The 21,172-nt window shown below is 66.1% G+C and carries 22 protein-coding genes; all 22 read right to left on the bottom strand.

Going from position 1 to position 21,172, the window contains the following annotated elements; translation table 11 throughout:
- Positions 1-11 precede the first annotated feature (11 nt).
- Positions 12-1,139: a transcription antitermination factor NusB gene (locus R2770_00195; protein MEZ5278867.1), complete on the bottom strand. Its 1,128-nt coding sequence runs from the start codon at positions 1,137-1,139 to the stop codon at positions 12-14.
- Positions 1,136-2,035 (bottom strand): methionyl-tRNA formyltransferase, encoded by a 900-nt coding sequence (locus R2770_00190; GenBank protein MEZ5278866.1) that lies wholly within the window; start codon positions 2,033-2,035, stop codon positions 1,136-1,138. Before R2770_00190 ends, R2770_00195 begins: the two co-directional genes overlap by 4 nt.
- Positions 2,036-2,043: 8 nt before the next feature.
- Complete coding sequence (gene def, locus R2770_00185; protein ID MEZ5278865.1) at positions 2,044-2,592, bottom strand: peptide deformylase; 549 nt, start codon at positions 2,590-2,592, stop codon at positions 2,044-2,046.
- A 24-nt stretch (positions 2,593-2,616) separates the two neighbouring features.
- Positions 2,617-4,419 carry a hypothetical protein gene (locus tag R2770_00180; GenBank protein ID MEZ5278864.1) on the bottom strand — a complete coding sequence of 601 codons (1,803 nt, stop codon included), beginning with the start codon at positions 4,417-4,419 and terminating at the stop codon, positions 2,617-2,619.
- 28 nt (positions 4,420-4,447) lie between these two features.
- Complete coding sequence (gene metK, locus R2770_00175) at positions 4,448-5,653, bottom strand: methionine adenosyltransferase (GenBank protein ID MEZ5278863.1); 1,206 nt, start codon at positions 5,651-5,653, stop codon at positions 4,448-4,450.
- 58 nt (positions 5,654-5,711) lie between these two features.
- Positions 5,712-6,905 (bottom strand): bifunctional phosphopantothenoylcysteine decarboxylase/phosphopantothenate--cysteine ligase CoaBC, encoded by a 1,194-nt coding sequence (coaBC, locus tag R2770_00170; GenBank protein ID MEZ5278862.1) that lies wholly within the window; start codon positions 6,903-6,905, stop codon positions 5,712-5,714.
- Positions 6,906-6,913: 8 nt separating this feature from the next.
- Positions 6,914-7,288 carry a DNA-directed RNA polymerase subunit omega gene (gene rpoZ, locus R2770_00165; GenBank protein MEZ5278861.1) on the bottom strand — a complete coding sequence of 125 codons (375 nt, stop codon included), beginning with the start codon at positions 7,286-7,288 and terminating at the stop codon, positions 6,914-6,916.
- Between the two features lie 80 nt (positions 7,289-7,368).
- Positions 7,369-7,944, bottom strand: a complete 576-nt coding sequence (locus R2770_00160; protein ID MEZ5278860.1) for a guanylate kinase — start codon at positions 7,942-7,944, stop codon at positions 7,369-7,371.
- A complete protein-coding gene (gene mihF / locus R2770_00155) occupies positions 7,931-8,254 on the bottom strand; it encodes an integration host factor, actinobacterial type (protein MEZ5278859.1) in 324 nt (107 codons plus the stop codon). The genes R2770_00160 and mihF overlap by 14 nt, the downstream gene beginning before the upstream one ends.
- 99 nt (positions 8,255-8,353) lie before the next feature.
- Complete coding sequence (pyrF, locus tag R2770_00150) at positions 8,354-9,067, bottom strand: orotidine-5'-phosphate decarboxylase (GenBank protein MEZ5278858.1); 714 nt, start codon at positions 9,065-9,067, stop codon at positions 8,354-8,356.
- A 200-nt stretch (positions 9,068-9,267) separates the two neighbouring features.
- A complete protein-coding gene (locus R2770_00145; protein ID MEZ5278857.1) occupies positions 9,268-9,894 on the bottom strand; it encodes a hypothetical protein in 627 nt (208 codons plus the stop codon).
- Complete coding sequence (locus R2770_00140) at positions 9,825-10,235, bottom strand: hypothetical protein (GenBank protein ID MEZ5278856.1); 411 nt, start codon at positions 10,233-10,235, stop codon at positions 9,825-9,827. The genes R2770_00145 and R2770_00140 overlap by 70 nt, the downstream gene beginning before the upstream one ends.
- The gene (carB, locus tag R2770_00135) at positions 10,222-13,500 is read right to left on the bottom strand and encodes a carbamoyl-phosphate synthase large subunit (GenBank protein ID MEZ5278855.1); all 3,279 of its coding nucleotides are present in this window, start codon (positions 13,498-13,500) and stop codon (positions 10,222-10,224) included. The genes R2770_00140 and carB overlap by 14 nt, the downstream gene beginning before the upstream one ends.
- The gene (carA, locus tag R2770_00130; GenBank protein MEZ5278854.1) at positions 13,500-14,594 is read right to left on the bottom strand and encodes a glutamine-hydrolyzing carbamoyl-phosphate synthase small subunit; all 1,095 of its coding nucleotides are present in this window, start codon (positions 14,592-14,594) and stop codon (positions 13,500-13,502) included. The genes carB and carA overlap by 1 nt, the downstream gene beginning before the upstream one ends.
- Positions 14,591-15,865, bottom strand: coding sequence for a dihydroorotase (locus R2770_00125; GenBank protein MEZ5278853.1), 1,275 nt, complete (start codon positions 15,863-15,865; stop codon positions 14,591-14,593). Before R2770_00125 ends, carA begins: the two co-directional genes overlap by 4 nt.
- The gene (locus tag R2770_00120; protein ID MEZ5278852.1) at positions 15,862-16,836 is read right to left on the bottom strand and encodes an aspartate carbamoyltransferase catalytic subunit; all 975 of its coding nucleotides are present in this window, start codon (positions 16,834-16,836) and stop codon (positions 15,862-15,864) included. The genes R2770_00125 and R2770_00120 overlap by 4 nt, the downstream gene beginning before the upstream one ends.
- Positions 16,833-17,408 (bottom strand): bifunctional pyr operon transcriptional regulator/uracil phosphoribosyltransferase PyrR, encoded by a 576-nt coding sequence (pyrR, locus tag R2770_00115; GenBank protein MEZ5278851.1) that lies wholly within the window; start codon positions 17,406-17,408, stop codon positions 16,833-16,835. Before pyrR ends, R2770_00120 begins: the two co-directional genes overlap by 4 nt.
- 123 nt (positions 17,409-17,531) lie before the next feature.
- On the bottom strand, positions 17,532-17,978 hold the full coding sequence (gene nusB, locus R2770_00110; protein MEZ5278850.1) for a transcription antitermination factor NusB: 447 nt from the start codon (positions 17,976-17,978) through the stop codon (positions 17,532-17,534).
- Entirely contained in the window at positions 17,975-18,541 is a 567-nt protein-coding gene (efp, locus tag R2770_00105; GenBank protein ID MEZ5278849.1) for an elongation factor P, read from the bottom strand. The genes nusB and efp overlap by 4 nt, the downstream gene beginning before the upstream one ends.
- A 27-nt stretch (positions 18,542-18,568) precedes the next feature.
- Positions 18,569-19,648 carry a Xaa-Pro peptidase family protein gene (locus R2770_00100; protein ID MEZ5278848.1) on the bottom strand — a complete coding sequence of 360 codons (1,080 nt, stop codon included), beginning with the start codon at positions 19,646-19,648 and terminating at the stop codon, positions 18,569-18,571.
- A complete protein-coding gene (locus tag R2770_00095; protein ID MEZ5278847.1) occupies positions 19,645-20,655 on the bottom strand; it encodes a 3-dehydroquinate synthase family protein in 1,011 nt (336 codons plus the stop codon). Before R2770_00095 ends, R2770_00100 begins: the two co-directional genes overlap by 4 nt.
- Before the next feature lie 61 nt (positions 20,656-20,716).
- Entirely contained in the window at positions 20,717-21,163 is a 447-nt protein-coding gene (gene arr / locus R2770_00090; GenBank protein MEZ5278846.1) for an NAD(+)--rifampin ADP-ribosyltransferase, read from the bottom strand.
- Between the last annotated feature and the right edge of the window lie 9 nt (positions 21,164-21,172).

Here is a 21,172-nt window from a genome sequence, read left to right as displayed (position 1 = left end):
GAATGCAGAGGCTACGCCCGACGCCAGCGCGCGACCGCCATCGCGTCGGTGCCATGATCCTGCGGCAGCAGCAGACCACCGTGGCGGGTGCCCTCGAGTGGTCGCCAGCGATCTGGCCACACCAGCGGGTCGGGCTCGAACCGCTCATCGGCGAAACCACCGACGACATCGGAGGTCTCGGCTCGGGTCATCGTGCACACCGCGTAAATCAGGGTGCCGCCCGGTTTCACCAGTTCGGCGGCCGAGCCGAGCAGGCGGCTCTGGACCCTGGCCAGTCGGTCTACATCGCGCGCCTTGATCTTCCAGCGAGCGTCGGAGCGTCGGCCCAACGCACCCAGGCCGCTACACGGTGCATCTACCACCACCCGGTCGAACGAAGCTGCCGGGAACGGTGCCGACCCGGCATCGGCACGAACCACCAGCACACGGCCTTGGCCAAAACGGTGTGCGGTTTCGGCCAGCACGTCGATGCGGTGTGATGCGATCTCGGCGGCGATCACCGTTGCGCCCCCAAGCGCCAGACCCGTCGACTTTCCGCCCGGCGCAGCGCACAGATCGGCTACCAGATCACCGGTCTGAGCGGCCACCTCGTCGACGACCCACCTGGACGCCAGTCCCTGGACGAATCCGTCTGGTCTGGGGGCAGGCGTCTCGGGGTCGTTCATCGCACGAAGTGCCCCGTCGGCATCCGCGCCGAGGTCGTTGGTCAAGCGATCGACGATCCAGTCCGGGTACGACAGCTCGACCGCTGCCGAGGGCCAAGACTTCGTAACCCCTGCATCGGCAACCCTCCTCAACACGGCGTTGACGAACCCACGAGCCCGGCGCGGTGCGATCTCGACGGTGGCATCCACGGCCGCATGCAGAGGCGTCTGCAGCCACAGCAGCTGATAGGTCCCCAAACGCAGCACCTGGCGCACGACCTCGTCGGGTTTGCGATCGAGGTGTGCGTCGATCAGGTGGTCGCACGCCCGACGCATTCGGGTGACCCCCTGCACCAGGTTGGTGACGAATGCGCGATCGCGCTTGTCGAGCTCGGCGGTGGCCAGCAGCTGCGCCAGCACGGGACCCGAACGCTGGCCGGCCTCGATCTGCATCAGGGCCGTCAAAGCCACGGCCCTGGCGTTCTGCTCGCTCACGATCCCAGACGATCGTCCGGGCCGGGACGGGCCCCGTTCAGCCACGCGCGGGCCGGGGTTCGACCCTTGCCTTCGGGCTGGACCTCCACCAGCTCGAGTCCGCCGGCACCCGTGGCCACGGTGACACCGACGAGACCACCGGGCGCGGCGGCGCCGAGGTCGGGCGAATCGGCCAGCTGTGCACGGTGCACCAGAAGCCGCTTGCCGCGCCACGTAGTCCAAGCCCCGCCGATGCGAACCACTCGCTCCAGCTCGTTCGCCGGGCGGTTCCAATCGAGGAAGCGGTCTTGGGGCCCCAGCTTGTCGGCAAACGTCACCTCACCCGACTGCGGCACCGGGTCGGCCAGCCCGGTGCGCATGGTACGGACGAGCAGCGACGCACCCAGATCGGCAAGCTCGGAGGTCAGTTCGTCCGCTGTCTTCGATTCGATCGGAGTCTCGGCCCTGGAATAGACAGGGCCCGTGTCGAGCGCGGGCTCAAGCCCCATGATGCACACGCCGGTCGTGTCGTCGCCCGCCAGGATCGCCCTCTCCACGGGGGCGGCTCCGCGCCAGCGGGGCAACAACGAAAAGTGCACGTTCAAGAAAGCCAGCGACTCGAGGATGCGCGTGGGCACCAGGCGCCCATATGCAACCACGACCGCCAGGTCGGCGCCCACCGTCACAACGTCGTCGAGGTCGTGGCTGACCCGAATGCCCAACTCGAGTGCGGCGGCTTTCACCGGGGTTGGCGTGGGGGCCGAGCGTCGTCCGCGGCGCCGGTCGGCACGGGTGATGACCAGCGCCACCTCGAAACCGTCGGCAACCAATGCCCGCAAGCTGGGCACAGCGGCCGACGGGGTGCCCAGGAAAACAACCCGCTGGGGGTGTGCGGGAGCAATCGCGAGTTGCGGCACGGGCACCGTCAAGGCAGGTGCAGGCCGTCGGGCTCGGACAGCCCCAAAGACACCCGGCGCGCCAGCGGCTCTGAACGTTCACGAAGCTCGCGCAACGTCTTCAGCGCACTCTTTCGGGTCTTCTTGTCGAGGTGGTCGAGCAACAAAACACCGTCCAGATGGTCGAGCTCGTGCTGGAACAGCCTTGCCAGCAGCTCGTCGGCCTCGATGGATACGTCATTGCCGTCGAGGTCGACACCGGTCAGATGAACCTGTTTGGGGCGCACGATGTCGAACGACAGGCCCGGCACCGACAAACAACCCTCGGTGTACTCCCACTCGCCGTCAGACTCGGTGATCTGGGGGTTGATCAGGTAGCGCGGGCCGTCACCCAGGTCGTACACGAAGAGCCGCTTCTGGATACCAACCTGAGGAGCGGCCAAGCCCAGACCTTCGGCCTCGTACATGGCAGGAACCATGTCGTGCGCCATCTGCACCAACTTGGCGTCGATGTCTTCGATTGGCGCGGCAACGGTGCGCAGCACCGGATCTCCGAACACACGAATCTCGTAAGACACGCCGTCGAGGATAACGGAGCACGCTCACAAACGCTGCGGGTCGATCTCGATGCGAAGACGCCCAGACGGGCGGGGCGTGGCGCGCAGCGCCGAGCTGAGCGAGTCGTGGTCTTGGGCCCGAACCAACCAGCGCCCGTCGGCGTTGCCTATCACCTCGACACCACCAACGGCGTGGAAGGCCGACATGAACTCTTCGGCCGCCTCACCCGACACGGCAGCCAGGGCGGTGTGGGGTGGCATACGCGCCTCGGCCCGCAGTTCCATCTCGTCGTCGGTGAAGATCGCTGGGTCGCCCAGAGCCGCCGCTTTGAGGACCGGATGGTCGGGCATGCGGGTTTGCACCACGATTCTGCCGCCCAACGATTTGGGCCCGACCAGGCGTGCGGCACGAGCTATCAACGCCAGCGCCTGCTCACCGGCGCGGAACCGGGGAGCCAACAGCTCCTGGTCGATGTCGAGGAACACCACGACGTCGACCGACTCGATTCGGTGCAACAACGCCTCGGTGCCCACGAAGAGCCGGCGATCGTCGCCATCGAAACGGCCCACCCGTTCGGCGGTGTCCTGGGCATCGGCGCTTATCTCGACCACCTCGCGTCTGGTCAACGCAGCCAACTCTTCGGCCACTCCCCCGGTGCCCAGCTTCAGCCGTCGCATCCGGGTCGAACCACAGGCGTCACACACCACCGGCCGCTGGGCACCCGTGACCGGATCGACCAGGCGCTCGCCCTCGAGCATCAGCGCAGATCCCGACTCGCCTCGGGCCAGCTCGCCGCACTGGTGGCACACGCAGATGCGGGCCCGACCCTTGCGGTTCAAGACACAAGCCACCGATCTGCCATCGACGACCAGTCGTGTCAGCGCCGGCGAACACCACTCACCCAACGCCGGGTCGTCGCCCCGCCTGTCGACGATGTCGACGACGGGCCAGCCGTCTCTTTGCCTGCGCCTGGACGGTTCGACCAGTGTGCCCAGCCTGAGCGCCTCCAGCGACGGCACAGGCGAGACCAGCGCACACGGGGCGTCGTCTCGCCTGGCGCGCTCCAACGCAACGTCGCGGGCGTTCCATGTGGGCGACGCTTCCTCTTGATAGCGCTCGTCGTGCTCGTCCAGAACCAGCACCGCATCGAGTGGCCCGATTGGAGCGAAGGCCGCCGCCCGCGTACCCACCGTCACGGTTCCGGCAGCCGAGGCCGCCCAGTCGCGGTCCCATAGGGCCACCTCGACCCCGGCGCGGCGCAACCTCAACGCCAGGTGTTGGGCCGCACCCAATGACGGCGTCAAGATCAGGGCACGGCCGCGTGCCGCGGCCGCCAGCGCAAACGCGGTGTCGTCGTCGGTGGGGCTGGTTCTGATCACCGAAACCGGATTGTCGAACGCGCGCGGAGCGAGATCGTCGGTGACCGTCGGCGGCCCCGCCAACCTCTTGCGCCGCGGCAGCGAGGTCACGTTGTTCGGCGGCGACCCGGTTCGCATGAACCGCGCCGTCGAACCCACCCATCGCCCTGCGGCCCAGTGGCATAGGTCGATGAGCGCCGGCGGAGGCCCCAGCGAAGAGACCTTCGACACCTTGCGAACCTCGAAGTCGTTCGATGGCTCGACGCCGCGCTCGACGACCCAACCGCGCACGCGCCGACCTCGCAGGTCGACGCGAACGATGGAACCGATACGAACGCTCGGTGCGGTGTCGGCATCGACCCAATAGTCGAACTCGCGGTCGATGGCCGGCTCGTCGATCAGAACCCGAACGACCACAGCCCCGTCGGGAAGACGGGGCTGTATCGGTTCGTCCGTTTCCGGCTCTAGCTCGAACAGCTTCTCCTGCACGAGAAGCAATGTAGGCGGCGCACGGCTGCTACAGACCGAGCGCAGCCTTCAACTCGTCGACCTTGTTGGTGTTCTCCCACGGGAACAGGCCGTTCTCTGGCTTGCGACCGAAGTGGCCGTAGGCCGCGGTCGGCTTGTAGATCGGGCGACGCAGATCGAGGTCGCGCAGAATCGCAGCCGGACGCAGGTCGAAGATCTCGCGCACGGCCTTCTCGATGGCGTCGGGGTCGACCTTCTCGGTGCCGAACGTCTCGACCAGGATCGACATGGGCTTGGCCACGCCGATGGCGTAGGCAACCTGGATCTCGCAGCGATCGGCAGCACCCGATGCAACCACGTTCTTGGCAACCCAGCGGGTCGCGTAGGCAGCCGAGCGGTCGACCTTGGATGGGTCCTTGCCCGAGAAGGCGCCACCGCCGTGGCGGGCCATGCCGCCATAGGTGTCGACGATGATCTTGCGCCCGGTCAGGCCGGCGTCGCCGACCGGACCACCGATGACGAAGTTGCCAGTCGGGTTTACGTATACCTCGAAGTCGTCGTCGCGATACTGCTCGGGTATCGACGGGATGATGACCTGCTCGATGAGGTCGGGACGGATCATCGAGTCGCGGTTGATGCCGTGATCGTGCTGGGTCGAAACGACGACCGTCTCGAGCTTGACCGGAACACCGTTCTCGTAGGTGAAGGTCACCTGGGTCTTGCCATCGGGGCGCAGATAGGGCACCCGGCCCGACTTGCGTACCTCGGTGAGGCGCTCGGCCATGCGGTGGGCAACATGGATCGGCAGCGGCATGAGCTCTTCGGTCTCGTTGCAGGCGTAGCCGAACATCATTCCCTGGTCGCCGGCGCCCTGCTTGTCGAGGATGTCATCCTCGCCGGACGAACCCGAGCGAACCTCTTCGGAGTCGTCGACACCCTGAGCGATGTCGGGCGACTGCTCGTCGAGGGTCACCATGACACCGCAGGCGTTGCCGTCGAACCCCAGCGAGCCCCGGTCGTAGCCGATGCCGTTGATCGTGCCCCGAACGACGCGGGGGATGTCGACGTAGGCCTCGGTGGTGATCTCACCCGCCACCACCACCAGGCCGGTCGTGATGAGCGTCTCGCATGCGACACGGCTGGCCGGATCCTGCTCGAGCAAAGCGTCGAGGATCGAGTCCGAGATCTGGTCGGCCATCTTGTCTGGATGACCTTCGGTCACAGACTCCGAAGTGAAGGTGTATCGGTTGCTCACGCCGGCTCCTCGATTTGGCGATGTATGAACGTTGTAACCATCGGCCGAGACGACCGATTCATGAGGTCGGATCGCTGCTGCGAGCTGCGACCACCTGGTCGAGAATCGCCTTGGCGATGTCTCGTTTAGATCTGAGGGGTACTCCCACCGAACCATTTGCAGACACGATGGTGACCTCGTTCGTGTCGTGGGCAAAACCTACATCGGGAGCTGACACGTCGTTGGCGACTATGAAGTCGGCGCCCTTGCGTTCCAGCTTGCCTCTTGCGTTGTCGACGACGTCGTCGGTCTCGGCCGCAAAGCCCACCAAGGTCTGGCCCGGCCGTTTCGCAGCACCGAGCGCCGCGAGGATGTCGACGGTCTTCTCCAGCGCCACATCGAGCTGGTCGGCCGTCTTCTTGATCTTCGAACCGGCAACAGAAATCGGCCGATAGTCGGCTACCGCAGCCGACATGACAACGACATCGGCGTCGTTGTTTTGCATGACGGCTTCGTGCATCTGTGCGGCGGTCTCGACCAGTGTCACCTGAACCCCAGGGGGCACGGGACGATCGACGGTGCTGATGAGCCTCACCTCGGCCCCTCGGGCCGCGGCTTCGGCAGCCACTGCGTAACCCTGCTTGCCCGACGATCGGTTTCCGATATAGCGCACGGGATCGATCGGTTCGCGGGTGCCACCGGCGGTGACCAGGACTTTCAGTCCGGCCATGTCGGGCGGGGTCAGTAGTCGCGCCGCCTCGGCAACTATCCGCTGCGGATCTGCGAGCCTGCCGGCGCCGACGTCGCCACCGGCCAACCGCCCGCTCTCGGGGTCGAGGACGTGCACTCCCCGACGGCGCAGCGTGGCCAGGTTCTCCTGCACCGAGGGGTGCTCCCACATCTCGGTGTGCATCGCAGGGCACACCAACACGGGCGCCCGAGTGGCGATGAGGGTGGCAACCAAGGCGTCGTCGGAGATACCGGCCGCGTACGAACCGATGGCCCGAGCCGTGGCCGGAGCGACGATTATCAGGTCGGCGGTCTGACCCAGGGTGGTGTGCGGGATGGGGTCGGCGTTTCCGAACACCGACGTGATCAGGGGCTCTGTCGCCAGGGCCTCGAAGGTGACCGGGCCCACGAACCTGAGCGCCGACTCGGTGAGTATCGGCGTGACCCGTGCTCCCCCGTCGACCAGGCGCCGGCAGACCTCGATGGCCTTGTAGGCGGCGATACCGCCAGACACACCGAGGACGACATGACGCCCGTCGAACATCGTGGGGATCAGTCCTCGGCGTCTTCGGCCGATTCGGCGTCGGACTCGGTCTCGGGCTCGAGATCGCCGCCACCCTCGAGCAAGGCCAAAACGGGGTCGACGTTGGCGCCCCAGTCGGCGGCATCGAGCTCGTCGGGGTCGACCGGCTCGTAGCTGATCTTGTCGGCACCGATCTCTTGGAAGGCGATCGACAAAGGCTTGCGGGCGGTGCTGGTGATCTGCGGGGGCACAGCCTTGCCCATGCCATCGCCGAGCTGACCGAAGTACGAGTTGATCTGACGCGCCCGGCGGGCGGCGAGGGTGACGAGTGTGAACTTCGAGTCGACCTTCTCGAGAAGTTCCTCGACGTGAGGGTTGATCATCGTGTCTTCGTCTTGAGCCATCTTTCGACCTTGCCAATCTCGAGGCCAGCCCTGCGGTCCGGGAAAGACCGCGGCCATGCGGTTTTGGGCGAAGTCTGATTCTAGTCGGTCGCGGGCCCGGCACGGTGCTCTGTGATGAGAGCCTCGACCTCACTGACGGCTCGGTCCAGGTCGTCGTTGACGATTATGAGATCGGCCAGGGTGCGACCGATCTCTTCTTCGGCATCGGACTTCGCCAGACGTTTGGCAACGTGCTCGTCGCTGTCGCCGCGATGCTGCATCCGTCTGCGCTGTTCTGCCCGGCTGGGCGGCAACACCAAAACCACGACAGCACCGGGGTCGACTTCTCGAACCTGGATCGCACCCTGCACGTCGATCTCGAGCACCACGTCACAACCCGCCGGCGCCTCGGGCATCGGGGTTCCGTAAAGGTGGTCGAAGAACTGGGCCCACTCGAGGAAGCCCCCTGCGGCGATGCGTGCCTCGAAGTCGTCGCGGTTGACGAAGACATACGCCGTTTCGGGTTCGCCGTCGCGACGCGGACGCGTGGTCCACGAGCGGCTCAGCCACAGAGATGGGTCGCGCTGGATCAGTTCGGCGACGATGGAACCCTTGCCCGCGCCACCGGCTCCGCAGATAACGAAGGTCGACGAGCGGGTTTGGTCAGCTCCCGGCACCGAATTGCTCGACCAGCGATCGTCGTTGTTCAGAGCCGAGGCCGCGAAGGCGGCGGTTTTCGGAGATACCGATGTCTTCCATGGCCCGCCTGGCCTTGACCTTCCCGACACCGGGAAGTGACTCGAGCACCGCGAGAACCTTGAGCTTGGCGATGATCTCGTCCTCGTCGGCCTGGGCCAGGATCTCTTCGAGGGTCAACATCTGCATCTTGAGCTTGGACTTGACCTCGGACCTGACCCGGCGAGCTTCTGCGGCTTTTGCCAGGGCAGCCTGCCGCTGTTCGGGGCTGAGGGACGGGGGTGTCGTCATGGAGACAGGTTAGCGCCGTTCCGCCTGAGGCCTCACGCACCGACGAGCGGCGAGACCAGTGTGCGTATGAGCGACACCGAAGGTGTCGCGAACTAGCACCTACGAGACAGCCTGCCGGACTTCCTCGGAGATGGCTTCCGCGGCCGCCACCGGATCGTCGGCTGCTGTGACGGCACGACCGATCACCAGTAGGTCGGCACCGGAGGTGATGGCCTCGGCCGGGGTTGCGACCTTGGCCTGGTCGTGAGCCGATGTTCCGGCCGGGCGAATCCCCGGAACGACCATGTCGAGCCTCGGCGCATATTGCCTGGCCTCGCGGACATCAGATGCGGCACACACGATGCCTCCGCAGCCACCTTCGAGTGCCACCTGAACCCGCTTGGGCAAGATGTGCGGCGGGGCGTCGCCGTCGCTGGTGAGAATGGTCACGGCCAGGGCGGTGGGTGCGGGGAGCCCGGCGCGTTCGGCGCCGGTGGCGAGGCCCTCGACGCCGGCACGAAGCATCGTGGGTCCGCCGAAGGCGTGCAGCGTCAGGTATCGCACGCCCAGCGCACCCAGAACACGCGAGGCCTTCTCGACGGTGTTGGGGATGTCGTGGAGCTTGACGTCGAGGAACACCTCGTATCCCAGGTCGGCCAGGGCACCTACAGCATCGGGTCCGTAGGCGCTGAACAGCTCGAGGCCCACCTTGGCGACCCCGAAGTAGGGCTGCATCTGGCGGGCGATGCGGGTGGCGGCGACGATGTCATCGACATCTAGTGCCAGCGCCAGACGATCGCGTACGTCGACTGCTGTTGGTGTTGCCTCTGTCATTTTGGGTTGCTCCCCGGGGGAAATGGTGTCTCTGGCGGGCCCGTCGGCCGACACGTGCTGCACCTAATGGGTATCGCGAATCTGCGGTCGGGTCGACAATCGTCCCTTCCGAACGAACACCGGTGTATGCGCGTCGTCTGACGCCGCCGGAACACCGGTGTTCGAGAACGGGTCGGACGATCCGGCAGGTCGAGGGCGGCTCACCGATGGGCACCATTGGTGAGCTCTGCGGTGGATGTGATGCCGTGCTGGGCGCACCACCGCCGCAGGTCATCGACGACCGCAGTGCAGGCTGCAGGGTCGGCGAAGGACGCTGTGCCCACTTGAACGGCCGAGGCACCGGCGAGCAGGTACTCGACAGCATGTTCGGCCTTGGCTACGCCGCCCACGCCGATGATGGACAGGTCGGGGCAGGCGATGCGGGTTTCGTACACCGCTCGAACATTGACGGGGCGGATGCCGGGGCCCGACATGCCACCTCCCCCGCCACCCAACACCGGCCGACGGGTCTGGGTGTCGATGACCATGCCCATGACCGTGTTGGCCAGGGTCACGGCATCGGCGCCGGCCTCTTGAACCGCCGCCGCAATCTCGGTGACGTCGGTGACGTTGGGGCTCAGCTTGGCCCAAAGCGGCAACCCGGCGACCCTCGTGGCGTCGACCACGGCGGCTGCGCTGTCGCACGAGTGAGCGAACATCTTTCGGCGATCCTCGAGGTTGGGGCAGCTGACGTTGACCTCGAGCGCCAGCACTCCATTCACCCCGGCCAATATCTGGGCTGCGCGTCTGTATTCGTCGATGGTGCGACCCCAGATCGAAGCAACCACCGTGGCGCCAGCATCCAGCAGTTCGGGCAGTTCGTCTCGGCACCAGGCCTCGACCCTGGATTCTGCAGGCCCACCGAGTTGATCATCCCTGACGCGGTCTCGTGCACCCTGGGCGCCGGGTTGCCGGCCCATGGCTCGGCCGACAGCGACTTGACCACAACAGCACCCAACGCCGACAGATCCTGAAACGCGCCCAACTCGGCACCGTGGCCGGCAGTGCCCGACGCGGTCATGACGGGCGCCACCAGCTCGACTCCGCCCACGGCCGTGCGCAGGTCGACGGTGCCGCCCGCCGACCGCGAGGCGAGTCGCTTCAGAAAGGATCGATCAGGACGCGCCATGGATCTCCTGAAGGCTGCGCACCACCAGCTCGCTGTTGCGCCGCTCGTGCATTCCCAGCGCTGCGGCCTTGGCGGCCGCCACGGTGGTCAGACACGGAATGCCGGCGGCCGTGGCGGCGGTGCGGATGCGATACCCGTCGGCGCGGGTGCCCCTGCCCCGTGGGGTGTTCACCACCAGCTGAACCTTGTCGGCCTCTATCAGCTGCACGGCGTCGAGGCCTTCGGTGGTGACGCCGTCGTCGTGGATCTTGGCCACCGTGTCGGCGACGGCCACGCCGTTGTCGGCCAGGAACGCCGCCGTGCCCTCGGTGGCCACGATCTCGAAGCCCAGGTCGACCAGCAGATGGGCGGCCTGCAGCCCCATGGCCTTGTCGCGATCGGCGAGCGAGAAGAACACCGTGCCGCTGTCGGGCAGCGCATCACCGGCCGCGAGCTGAGCCTTTGCAAACGACAGGCCGAAGCTGGCGTCGATACCCATGACCTCGCCGGTGCTGCGCATCTCGGGCCCCAGGACGGTGTCGACGTCGGGGAAACGTGTGAACGGCAGCACCGCCTCCTTCACAGCCACATGACCTTGGCGGATGGCATCGGTTAGCAGACCGTCCTGGCGAAGCTCGTCCAACGTCGCGCCCGCCATGACCCGTGCTGCGACCTTGGCCAGCTGCACCCCGGTGGCCTTGGCAACGAACGGAACGGTGCGGCTGGCCCGGGGGTTGGCCTCGATCACGAACACCTGACCCTGCTTGACCGCAAACTGCACGTTGAGAAGGCCGATGACCTCGAGCCGTTCGGCCAGCTTGCGCGCGTAGTCCTCGATGACGTCGAGCGTCTGGCGGCTGAGAGATTGGGGCGGGATGGCACACGCAGAGTCGCCGCTGTGCACGCCGGCTTCTTCGACGTGTTCCATGATGCCGCCAAGCACCCAATCGCCGGTGCGGTCGCGTATCGAGTCGACGTCGACCTCGACGGCATCTTCGAGGAAGCGGTCGATCAGCACAGGCCGGTCGGCCGACAAGCCACCCTCGCGGCCCAACGACCCGAATCCGGCCAGCTCTGCCATTGCGTCGCGCAGCTTGTCTTCGCCGTAGACGATGGTCATGGCACGCCCGCCCAGCACGTAGCTGGGGCGCACCAACGCCGGGTAGCCGATGCGCTCGCAGATCGCCACGGCCTCCTCGACGGTGACCGCCGTGCCACCGGGCGGCTGGGGAATTTCGAGCTGGGCACACAGCGAGTTCCACCGCTCGCGGTCTTCTGCCAGGTCGATCGATTCGGGTGAGGTCCCGAAGATCAGCTCGGGCGGCAGGTCGTTGGCCAGCTTCAGCGGTGTCTGGCCACCCAGCGAAACCACGATGCCCACCGGATCCTCGGCCTCGATCACGTTCAGCACGTCTTCGTAGGTGAGGGGCTCGAAGTACAGCCGATCGCTCGTGTCGTAGTCGGTCGAGACGGTCTCGGGGTTGCAGTTGACCATGACGGTTTCGAAGCCGGCCTCGGCCAGCGTGAAGCTGGCGTGAACACAGCAGTAGTCGAACTCGATGCCCTGGCCGATGCGGTTGGGGCCCGACCCCAGGATCATCACCCTCGGCTTGGTGCCGGGTCGGACCTCGTCCTCGTCCTCGTAGGTCGAGTAGTGGTAGGGGGTGCGGGCGTCGAACTCGGCGGCGCAGGTGTCGACCGTCTTGAATGTGGCTTTCACTCCTTGGGCCAGGCGGGCCGCGCGGATCTCGGCCTCGGTCTTGCCCAGCAGATATCCGAGCTGGACGTCGGAGAACCCGAGCCGCTTGGCCCGTCGCCATGCCCGACGGTTCATGCCGTCGAACCCGGTCTGCTCGATGGCGGCCCGCTCCTCGGTGATCATCGACATCTGATCGAGGAACCACGGATCTACGCCGGTGGCCTCGTGTATTTCGTCGATCGACATTCCCCGGCGCAAGAGCACCTCGAGCTGGAAGATGCGATCTGGCGTAGGGATGCACGCCTGGGCCAACAACTGGTCGTCGGAGAGCTCGGGATAGTCGTTCTCGCCCGGGTCGCCGTTGAGGCCGAAGCGCCCCTGCTCGAGCGAACGGATTCCCTTCTGGAGGCTCTCGGGGAAGGTCCGGCCGATCGACATGGCCTCGCCCACCGACTGCATCTGGGGACCGAGAACACCCGAGGCGCCGGGCAGCTTCTCGAAGGCCCAGCGAGGGATCTTGGTGACCACATAATCGATGCTGGGTTCGAAGCTGGCCGGTGTCTTCTCGGTGATGTCGTTGGTGATCTCGTCGAGGGTGTATCCCACGGCGAGGCGTGCGGCGATCTTGGCGATCGGAAAGCCAGTGGCCTTCGACGCCAGCGCCGAACTGCGCGACACGCGCGGGTTCATCTCGATGATGATCTGCTCGCCGGTCTTGGGGTTCACGGCAAACTGCACGTTCGAGCCGCCGGTCTCGACGCCAACGCGCCGGATACAAGCGAACGCGGCGTCGCGCATCTGCTGGTACTCGACATCCGACAGGGTCTGGGCCGGCGCCACCGTGATGCTGTCGCCGGTGTGAACACCCATCGGATCGACGTTCTCGATCGAGCAGATGATCACGCAGTTGTCCGCGTGGTCACGCATGACCTCGAGCTCGTATTCCTTCCACCCCTTGATCGACTGTTCGATCAGGATCTCGCCGATGGGGCTCGCCTCGAGGCCGTGGGCTGCGACCTTCTCGAACTCCTCGGGGGTGTGGGCGAACCCGGTTCCCTTTCCGCCCAGGATGTAGGCCGGCCGGATGATGATCGGCAGGCCGATCTCCTCCATTGCGGCACGGGCCTGTTCCATGTCGTGGGCAATCGCCGAGCGGGCCGACTCGAGCCCGATTTCGGTCATGGCGATCTTGAAGTTGTCGCGGTCTTCGGCCGTGGAGATCGCCTCCTTGGAAGCACCGATCATCTCGACACCGAAGCGCTCGAAGACCCCCGCCTGGTCGAGTTCCATCGCCAGGTTCAGCGCCGTCTGGCCGCCCAGCGTGGGCAGCACGGCGTCGGGGCGTTCCTTCTCGATGATCTTCGTCAACACCTCGGCATCGAGGGGTTCGACATAGGTGGCGTCGGCGAAGTCGGGGTCGGTCATGATCGTGGCCGGGTTCGAGTTGGCCAGGATGACCCGATAGCCCTCTTCACGAAGCACCCTGCACGCCTGGGTTCCCGAATAGTCGAACTCGCACGCTTGGCCGATGACGATGGGCCCAGAGCCGATGATGAGAATCGATTGGATGTCGTCGCGACGAGGCATCAGTTGGCTCCGTTCTTGTCGCCGGGGTTCCAGCTGTCCATCAGTTCGGCGAACTCGTCGAACAGATAGCGGCTGTCGTGGGGGCCGGGGCCGGCCTCGGGGTGATACTGAACGCTGAACGCCGGCGCATCGTCGACCACCAGGCCTTCGAGCGCCCCGTCGTTCAGGCATACGTGGGTTTCGGTCACACCAGGAACCGAACCGGCCTCGACCGCGAAGTTGTGGTTCTGGCTGGTTATCTCGACCTTGCCGGTGCGGATGTCTTGCACTGGGACGTTGCCGCCGTGATGGCCGAACTTCATCTTGAACGTGCGGCCGCCGAGGGCCAGCGACAACACCTGATGGCCCAGGCAGATCCCGAAGATGGGCACCTGCCCGATCAGCTTGGGCAGCTCGGTGACGATGGCTCCGGCCTCTTCGGGGTCGCCAGGTCCGTTCGACAAGAACACCCCATCGGGCTGCATCGCCAGCACTTCGGCAGCGGGTGTGTCGGCGGGAACCACCGTGACGGTCGCAATGTCGCCCAGATAACGCAGCATCGTCGACTTGACGCCCAGGTCGTAACACACGACCTTCCTGGGGCCGTTGCCAACGGTGTATGGCTGGTCGGTCGTGACGACGCTGACCAGGTCGATACCTGCGGTGCCGGTCTCGGCCCTGGCCGCGGCCAGAAGTGTGTCGGTGTCGGCAGTGCCGAACGCGCCGGGCATGGCACCGGCGTCGCGGATGTGGCGTGTGAGGCGCCTGGTGTCGACCCCGCCGATTGCGGCCACCCCGTGCTTGCGCAAGAAGGCGTCGAGGTGGTCGTCGCTTCGCCAGTTGGACCGGCGACGGGCCATCTCGCGGATGATCACCCCACGACAGAACGGCTTGCGGGCCTCGTCATCGAAACCGGCTGTGCCGTAGTTGCCGATGTGCGGGTAGGTGAAGGTGATGATCTGCCCGGCATAGGACGGGTCGGTGATGACCTCTTGGTAGCCAGACAGCACGGTGTTGAACACGACCTCGCCCGAAGCGATCTCTGCGGGGGCGCCGATGGCCTCACCCTCGAAGATCGTGCCGTCGGCCAGGACTAGCTGGGTTTCGGTTATCAAGATGTTTCCTCGTAGTCGACTACGGCGGCGATGCCACCGGCGATTGTGTGACGGGCGCGGCCGTTGACCACCCGGCCGTCATATGGCGTGTTTCGGCATGGCGACGCCATCTCGGCGCCGCTGATCTGCCACTGGTGGTTGGGGTCTACGACCACCAGGTCGGCTGTTCGGCCGGGGGCCACTCGGCCGTCGTGCAGGTTGCCCAGCCCGGCCAGCCGCCCCGGAGTCCAACTGAGCTTGTCGAACAAAACCTCGATCGGAAGGTCCAGAGCCAACACCAGTGGCAGTGCCGACTCGAGACCGAGCATTCCCGCCGGTGCCTGGTCGAAGGGTTCTTCCTTGTCTTCGGGCGCCACGGGTGTGTGGTCGGTGGCGATCGCGTCGATGGTGCCGTCGAGCAGGCCCTCGCGCAGCGCATCCAGGTCGGTCGGCGTCCTGAGCGGAGGCTCCACCCGCCATGCGGGGTCGAACGAAGCGCACTCGGCCTCGGTCGAGGTCAGATGGTGGGGTGTGACGTCGCAGGTCACCGCCAAGCCCTCGGCCTTGGCCCGGCGTACAGTATCTACGCCCGCAGCCGTCGAGACATGACGGATGTGAATGGGCGTGCCCGTCAGGCGGCACAGGGCGACATCGCGTTCGATGACGATGCGCTCGGCCTCGACTGGAGATCCCTGCACACCCATGCGCGACGACCACTGGCCCTCGTTCATCACCGCGCCGGCGGCCAGACCCGGGTCTTCGCAGTGAACGGCCACTGTCGCTCCCAGGAACCCCGCGTACTCGAGGGCTCGCCTCAGCAGGCCGCTGTCAGCGATGGTGCGACCGTCTCCGAAGATGTTCACGCCCAGCGCAGCCATCTCGGCCATCTCGGCCAGTTCGAGGGCCTTGCGGCCCTTGGTCAGTGCGCCGGGTATCAACACGCGACACGCAACCCCGTGTGCCAGCCGCTGCATGTCGCGCACCGCACCGGCCGTGTCGACCGCCGATCCGGTACCAGGCATCACACACATGGCCGTAAAACCGCCACGCACCGCCCCACTGGCTGCTGTGGCAACGGTTTCGATCTGTTCGTCGCCCGGCTGGCCCACGTGGGTCGCCAGATCGACGAAGCCGGTCGCCACGTAGCAGCCGGTGGCGTCCAGCACACGGGCATCGGCGGCGTCCAGATGTGGTCCGACCTCGACGATCGATCCACCTTCGATCGCCACGTCGGCGGTCGTGGTGCCCGATGGTTCGACGATGACGCCGCCACGAATCACCAACCGGCTCATGACACCACCCCCGAGCCGAGCAGCATGAACAGCACGGCCATGCGCACCGCCACACCGTTGGCCACCTGCTGGGTGACGACCGTGCCCGGATGGTTCTCGAGCACATCCACCGCAACCTCGACGCCGCGGTTCATCGGACCCGGATGTGTGATGACAGCGTCGGGACGCACCAGGCCAAGACGTCTGCGGTTGAGCCCGAAGGTCTCGACGTATTCACCGATGGAGGGGATCAGTGCCTGGTCCATGCGCTCGCGTTGGATGCGAAGCAAGGCCACGACGTCGAGCCCGGGCAGCACCGAGTCGAGGTCGTGACTGACCTCGATGGACGGGCCGTTCATCGACCAACCTTCGAAGCTGGGCGGCAAGAGCGTGGGCGGACCGACGATGGTGACCTTGGCCCCCAGTGCGGTGAAGGCTTGAACATCGCTGCGGGCCACCCTGGAGTGTTTGATGTCGCCGATCAGCCCGATGTGGACTCCGTCGAGCGATGGCTCGGCGCCCGCCTCGCCTTGCAGCTTCTGGCACAAGGTGTAGGCGTCGAGGAGCCCCTGGGTGGGGTGGGCGTGCCAACCGTCGCCACCGTTCAGCACCGATACGTGAGGGGCCACCCAGTTGGCTATCTGCCAAGGCACACCAGAGCTCTTGTGCCGCACGACAAAGGCGTCGACGCCCATCGCCTCGATGGTCTCGATGGTGTCGCGGACCGACTCGCCTTTCTTCACCGACGACGAGCTGACCGACATCGACATGGTGTCGGCCGACAGCCTCTTGGCCGCCGTCTCGAAGCTCAGCTTGGTGCGCGTCGAATCCTCGAAGAACACCGTGCACACCGTCTTGCCGCGCAGGGCGGGCACCTTGGGAATGGGGCGCTCGTTGATCTCGACGAAGCGGTCGGTCATGGTGAGGATCTCGCGGATGCCGTCGACGCCGATCTCGTCCAGCGCCAGCAAGTGCCTGGACCTCCAGCTCATTGCTGCCCTCGCCTGACCTCGCCCAACTCGACACCGTCCAGGGTGACGTTCACCACCTCGTCTCGGCGAGTGGGCAGGTTCTTACCCACGTAATCGGGCCGGATCGGCAGTTCGCGGTGGCCTCGGTCGACCATCACCGCCAGCTGGACGGCCCTGGGCCGGCCGAAGTCGTTCAGGGCATCGAGAGCGGCCCGAATGGTGCGACCGGTGTACAGAACATCGTCCACAAGCACCACCACCTTGTTGGTGAGCTCGCCGGGTATGTCGGTGACCGCCTCGGGCAGCACCGGCCGCAGCCCGATGTCGTCGCGGTACAGCGCTACGTCCAGCACGCCCACCGGAACTTCGGCGCCTTCGATGCGCTTGAGCTCTTCTGCGATGCGGTCGGCCAACGGCGCGCCGCCGGTCTGCAAACCGACCAACACGACTTCGTCGACGCCATGGTTTCGCTCGAGTATCTCGTGGGCGATGCGGGTCATGGCTCGCGAGACCTGCTCGGCGTCGAGAACCTGAACCCGGGCATGAAAAACGCCCCCATAAGGGGGCGCAACACGTCGTTCGCGTTCTGCCACGCGATGTCCTTCCTGTCCGTTCGGGCCTCTCGGACCCACTTCACGGTCAGGGGCAAACCCTAGCCGCGCGTTCGATGCCCGCGCGCCGGTTTTAGAGGGAATATCGGCCTTAGAGGGCCGAGCTCAGCCTCTGACCGAGCGGGCGACGCCAGACAGCACGCCGTTGACGAACCTGCCGGCCTCGGGGCCGCTCCACAGCTTGGCCAGCTCGACCGCCTCGTTCAGGGCAACCGCGACGGGCACGCCGGGCCGGTGAATCAGCTCGTAGGTGGCCATGCGCATGATGAGGCGGTCCAGAACCGACAGCCGTGCCAAGGTCCACGAGCGGTCGAGCGCGTTCGCAATCTGCTCGTCGAGTTCGGTCTGGTGATCTTCGACACCCACCACCAGTTCGGAGACGAGCGGGTCGGGGGTCAGGATCATCTCGTCCAGCACCGACGCGGCCGTAACACCCTTCATCTCGGCTTCGTACAACACCTCGACGGTGCGCTCACGCGCGTCTCGACGACGCGACGGCTCGTCCTCGGGCCCGAACGGGTCGGGTGATGCGTCGGGGTCGGCCGGTGTCAATTGGCCCGCTCTAGATATTCACCCGAGCGGGTGTCGACCTTGATCTTTTCGCCCTGTTCGACGAACAGCGGCACCTGCACGACCAACCCGGTCTGGACGGTGGCCGGCTTGCGCGCACCAGACACGCGATCGCCCTGAACGCCGGGCTCGGTCTCCACGATCTCCATGATCACAGCCGCCGGCATGTCGACACCGATGATCTCGGTGCCGTACATCAGCAAGTTCGCGTTGTTCGACTCGATCAGGTAGTTGACGGTGTCACCGAGTGTCTCGGGCGACACCTCCATCTGCTCGTAGGTGTCGGTGTTCATGAACACATAGTTGTGCCCGTCGTTGTAGAGGTACTGCATCTCGCGCTTGTCGATGATGGCGCGCTCCATCTTCTCGCCGGCGCGGAACGTGCGGTCGAGAACCGCACCCGTGCGCACGTTCTTGAGGGTGGTGCGCACGAAGGCTCCGCCCTTGCCCGGCTTGACGTGCTGGAAGTCGGAGATCTGGAAGAGCCCCTCGGGCAGATCGACGGTCATGCCGGTCTTGAAGTCGGCAGTGGAGATCTGGGCCATGGTTTCCTCGCAGCTTGGGTGGGGGCGTCAGCCCACGATCGGATTATTCGCAAATGCGGTGAGCGGGCGACAACCGTCCTCGGTGACCACCACGGTGTCCTCGACGCGTGCGCCGCCGACCCCGGAACGGTACACGCCGGGCTCGACCGTGACGACCTGCCCGACCTGCAGCACCATGTCGGAGCCCCTCAGGAACGGCACCTCGTGGATGTCGAGGCCCACGCCGTGACCCACCCCATGGGCAAACTCGTCGCCTCGACCGGCATCGACGATCACCGCCCTGGCGGCCGCGTCGATCTGTTCGCCCGTGACTCCGGGTCGCACCGCAGCCATCCCCGCCGCATGGGCCTCGGTCGCCAGCTCGAGCATTGCAGCCGCCTGGGCGTCGGGTTCGCCGACGCAAAAGGTGCGGGTCATGTCCGAGTGATATCCGTCGACCAGAGAACCGCAGTCGACCACGACCAGATCACCGGCCTCGATGACGCGATTCTCGGGGCTGTGGTGCGGGCGGGCCGCGTTCGGCCCCGAGGCGATGATGGTGGCGAACGACAGGTCGTCGGCTCCCAGGTCGATCATCGCCCTGTCGAGCGCGGTGCGGAATTGGCGCTCGGTGGGGCGATTGGTCAGCATGTCGAGCACCTGCTCGAGTGCCTGGTCGGTGATGTGCGCCGCCCGTTCGATCAAGGCGACCTCTTCTGGCTCCTTCACCGTGCGCAGGAGCTCGACCAGGCCGGTGGTTGGCACGACCTCGACGCCGTCGCCCGCCAGTTCGCAAAGCGCGCGCTGTGCCGACCACGTCACATGCTCGCTCTCGAGCCCCAACCGCTTCGCGCCCGCAGCGATATCGACCAGTTCACGGCTCTGTCTGGTGCTGTCGACGATGGCGGCTTCGATGTCGTCTGCAGAGGCCGCCAGGGCCGCCTGTTCGCGATAGCGGAAGTCGGTCATCAGCACCGAGCGGCCCGTCGCGTGTATCAACAGCTTTGCCGATGAAGAGACCATGCCTGTCAGGTATCTGACGTTGGTGAGATTCGACACGATCAGGGCATCGACCCCCTGATCGGCCAGGGCTGCGGCGCACGCAGCTCGTCTCTGGAGAAAATTCATTGCGAAACCGCCTCGAGGGATTCGGCCAATAGATCGTGCGCCACGCCGACGACCGGCTCGACCCCGTTGGGCCCGTCGAGCACGAAGGTGATGCCGTCGAGTGCCTTCTTGTCGCGGCCCATCAGGGTGATCAGCTCTTCGACGTCGAACCCGGAAGGGATGCAGGTGGCGAGGTCATAGCCGGCCACGATGCGCCGATGTTCGGCGACACGCTGGTCGTCGATGCGCCCCAAGCGCCTGGCCAACTCGGCTGCGTACACGAGTCCGATCGCCACCGCCTCGCCGTGTCGCAGGTCGAACGAGCCGGCGATTTCGAGCGCATGACCCAGGGTGTGGCCATAGTTCAAGATGGCCCGTCGGCCGCCTTCGCGTTCGTCGGAGGCGACTACTTCGGCCTTTATCTCGACACAGCGGGCCACCCGCTCGGGCAGGCTGAGGCCGTCGAGATCGTCTCCGCCGAGGAAGTGGTATTTGGCCATCTCGCCAAGGCCAGACGTCATCTCGCGCGGGGGCAGGGTGGCCAGCGTGGCGGTGTCGCAGACCACACCAGAGGGCTGCCAGTAGGCGCCGACCAGGTTCTTGCCCTCGGGCAGATTTACCCCGGTCTTGCCGCCGATGGCCGCATCAATTTGCCCCAGCAGGGTGGTCGAAACATGGACCACAGGCACGCCTCGGTGGTACGACGCGGCGGCGAACCCGGCGACATCGGTGACCATTCCCCCGCCGACGCCGACGACGACGTCGTTGCGGTTCAGGCCCCACCGTGCGAATGCGCTGCACAGCTCTGCGATGGTGCTCAGCGTCTTGGACTGCTCGCCCTGGCCGATGTGGAACACCCGGTGCTCGATCCCAGGGTCGACATCGACCTCGATCGCTTCCTGGGTGACTATGGCGGCGCGCTTGGCCTTGGGCGGCATCAGCGTCGGCAGTTCAGCGACGGCGCCGTCGCCAACCACCACCCGGTAGGTGCGGTCGGCCAGGGGCACCTGTACCTCGATCAGATCCACCTGCCAAGCCTACGGGACCGCTGCCTTCGACAGAGCGGCCTGCCCGCCCACCCGTCGCGGACTAGTCCTCGATCACGTCGAGGCCCTGTTCGCGCAGCCTGGCGATGTTGTCGAGCATGCCCTGCAACACCTCGGGCGGATGGCCCTGCCAACCGGTGACCTCGCCGACTACTCGCAAGGCATCTCGGGTGCGATACGACTTGGTGATGTTGCCGGGGAACCTCTTGTTCGTGACGTTGGGGTCGTCTTCGAACGGGCCCGTCGGCTCGACCACATAGATGCGTCCCCGCTCTGACGAGCCTGCCAGCGCCGTTGCCAGCTCTGCCCCCCACACCGCCGTTTCGAGCAGCGCCGAGAAGTAGACGTTGTTGGAGACGCGCCCGTCGTGGAAGTTCGAGCCGTGGCCTGCAACCAGCTCGTCGCCGACCTCGAGGACCGATTTGGTGCCGTGGTAGAAGGGCCCCTCGACGTGGTCGCAGCTGTCGAAGGTCACCGGCACATGAACGATGCCCTCCAC

This window comes from Acidimicrobiales bacterium (genome assembly GCA_041394185.1).
Classification (GTDB): domain Bacteria; phylum Actinomycetota; class Acidimicrobiia; order Acidimicrobiales; family Poriferisodalaceae; genus JAAETH01.
Note: the sequence above shows the minus strand (reverse complement) of the source record. Positions and strands in the feature narration are given on the sequence as shown.

Excerpts from the sequence above, each read along its gene's own strand:
- R2770_00125 (MEZ5278853.1), bottom strand. The coding sequence starts at position 15,865 with ATGAGCCGGTTGGTGATTCGTGGCGGCGTCATCGTCGAACCATCGGGC.
- rpoZ (MEZ5278861.1), bottom strand. The coding sequence starts at position 7,288 with ATGGCTCAAGACGAAGACACGATGATCAACCCTCACGTCGAGGAACTT.
- R2770_00100 (MEZ5278848.1), bottom strand. The coding sequence starts at position 19,648 with ATGAATTTTCTCCAGAGACGAGCTGCGTGCGCCGCAGCCCTGGCCGAT.
- R2770_00120 (MEZ5278852.1), bottom strand. The coding sequence starts at position 16,836 with ATGAGCTGGAGGTCCAGGCACTTGCTGGCGCTGGACGAGATCGGCGTC.
- coaBC (MEZ5278862.1), bottom strand. The coding sequence starts at position 6,905 with ATGTTCGACGGGCGTCATGTCGTCCTCGGTGTGTCTGGCGGTATCGCC.
- pyrF (MEZ5278858.1), bottom strand. The coding sequence starts at position 9,067 with ATGACAGAGGCAACACCAACAGCAGTCGACGTACGCGATCGTCTGGCG.
- R2770_00140 (MEZ5278856.1), bottom strand. The coding sequence starts at position 10,235 with ATGGCGCGTCCTGATCGATCCTTTCTGAAGCGACTCGCCTCGCGGTCG.
- mihF (MEZ5278859.1), bottom strand. The coding sequence starts at position 8,254 with ATGACGACACCCCCGTCCCTCAGCCCCGAACAGCGGCAGGCTGCCCTG.
- carB (MEZ5278855.1), bottom strand. The coding sequence starts at position 13,500 with ATGCCTCGTCGCGACGACATCCAATCGATTCTCATCATCGGCTCTGGG.
- efp (MEZ5278849.1), bottom strand. The coding sequence starts at position 18,541 with ATGGCCCAGATCTCCACTGCCGACTTCAAGACCGGCATGACCGTCGAT.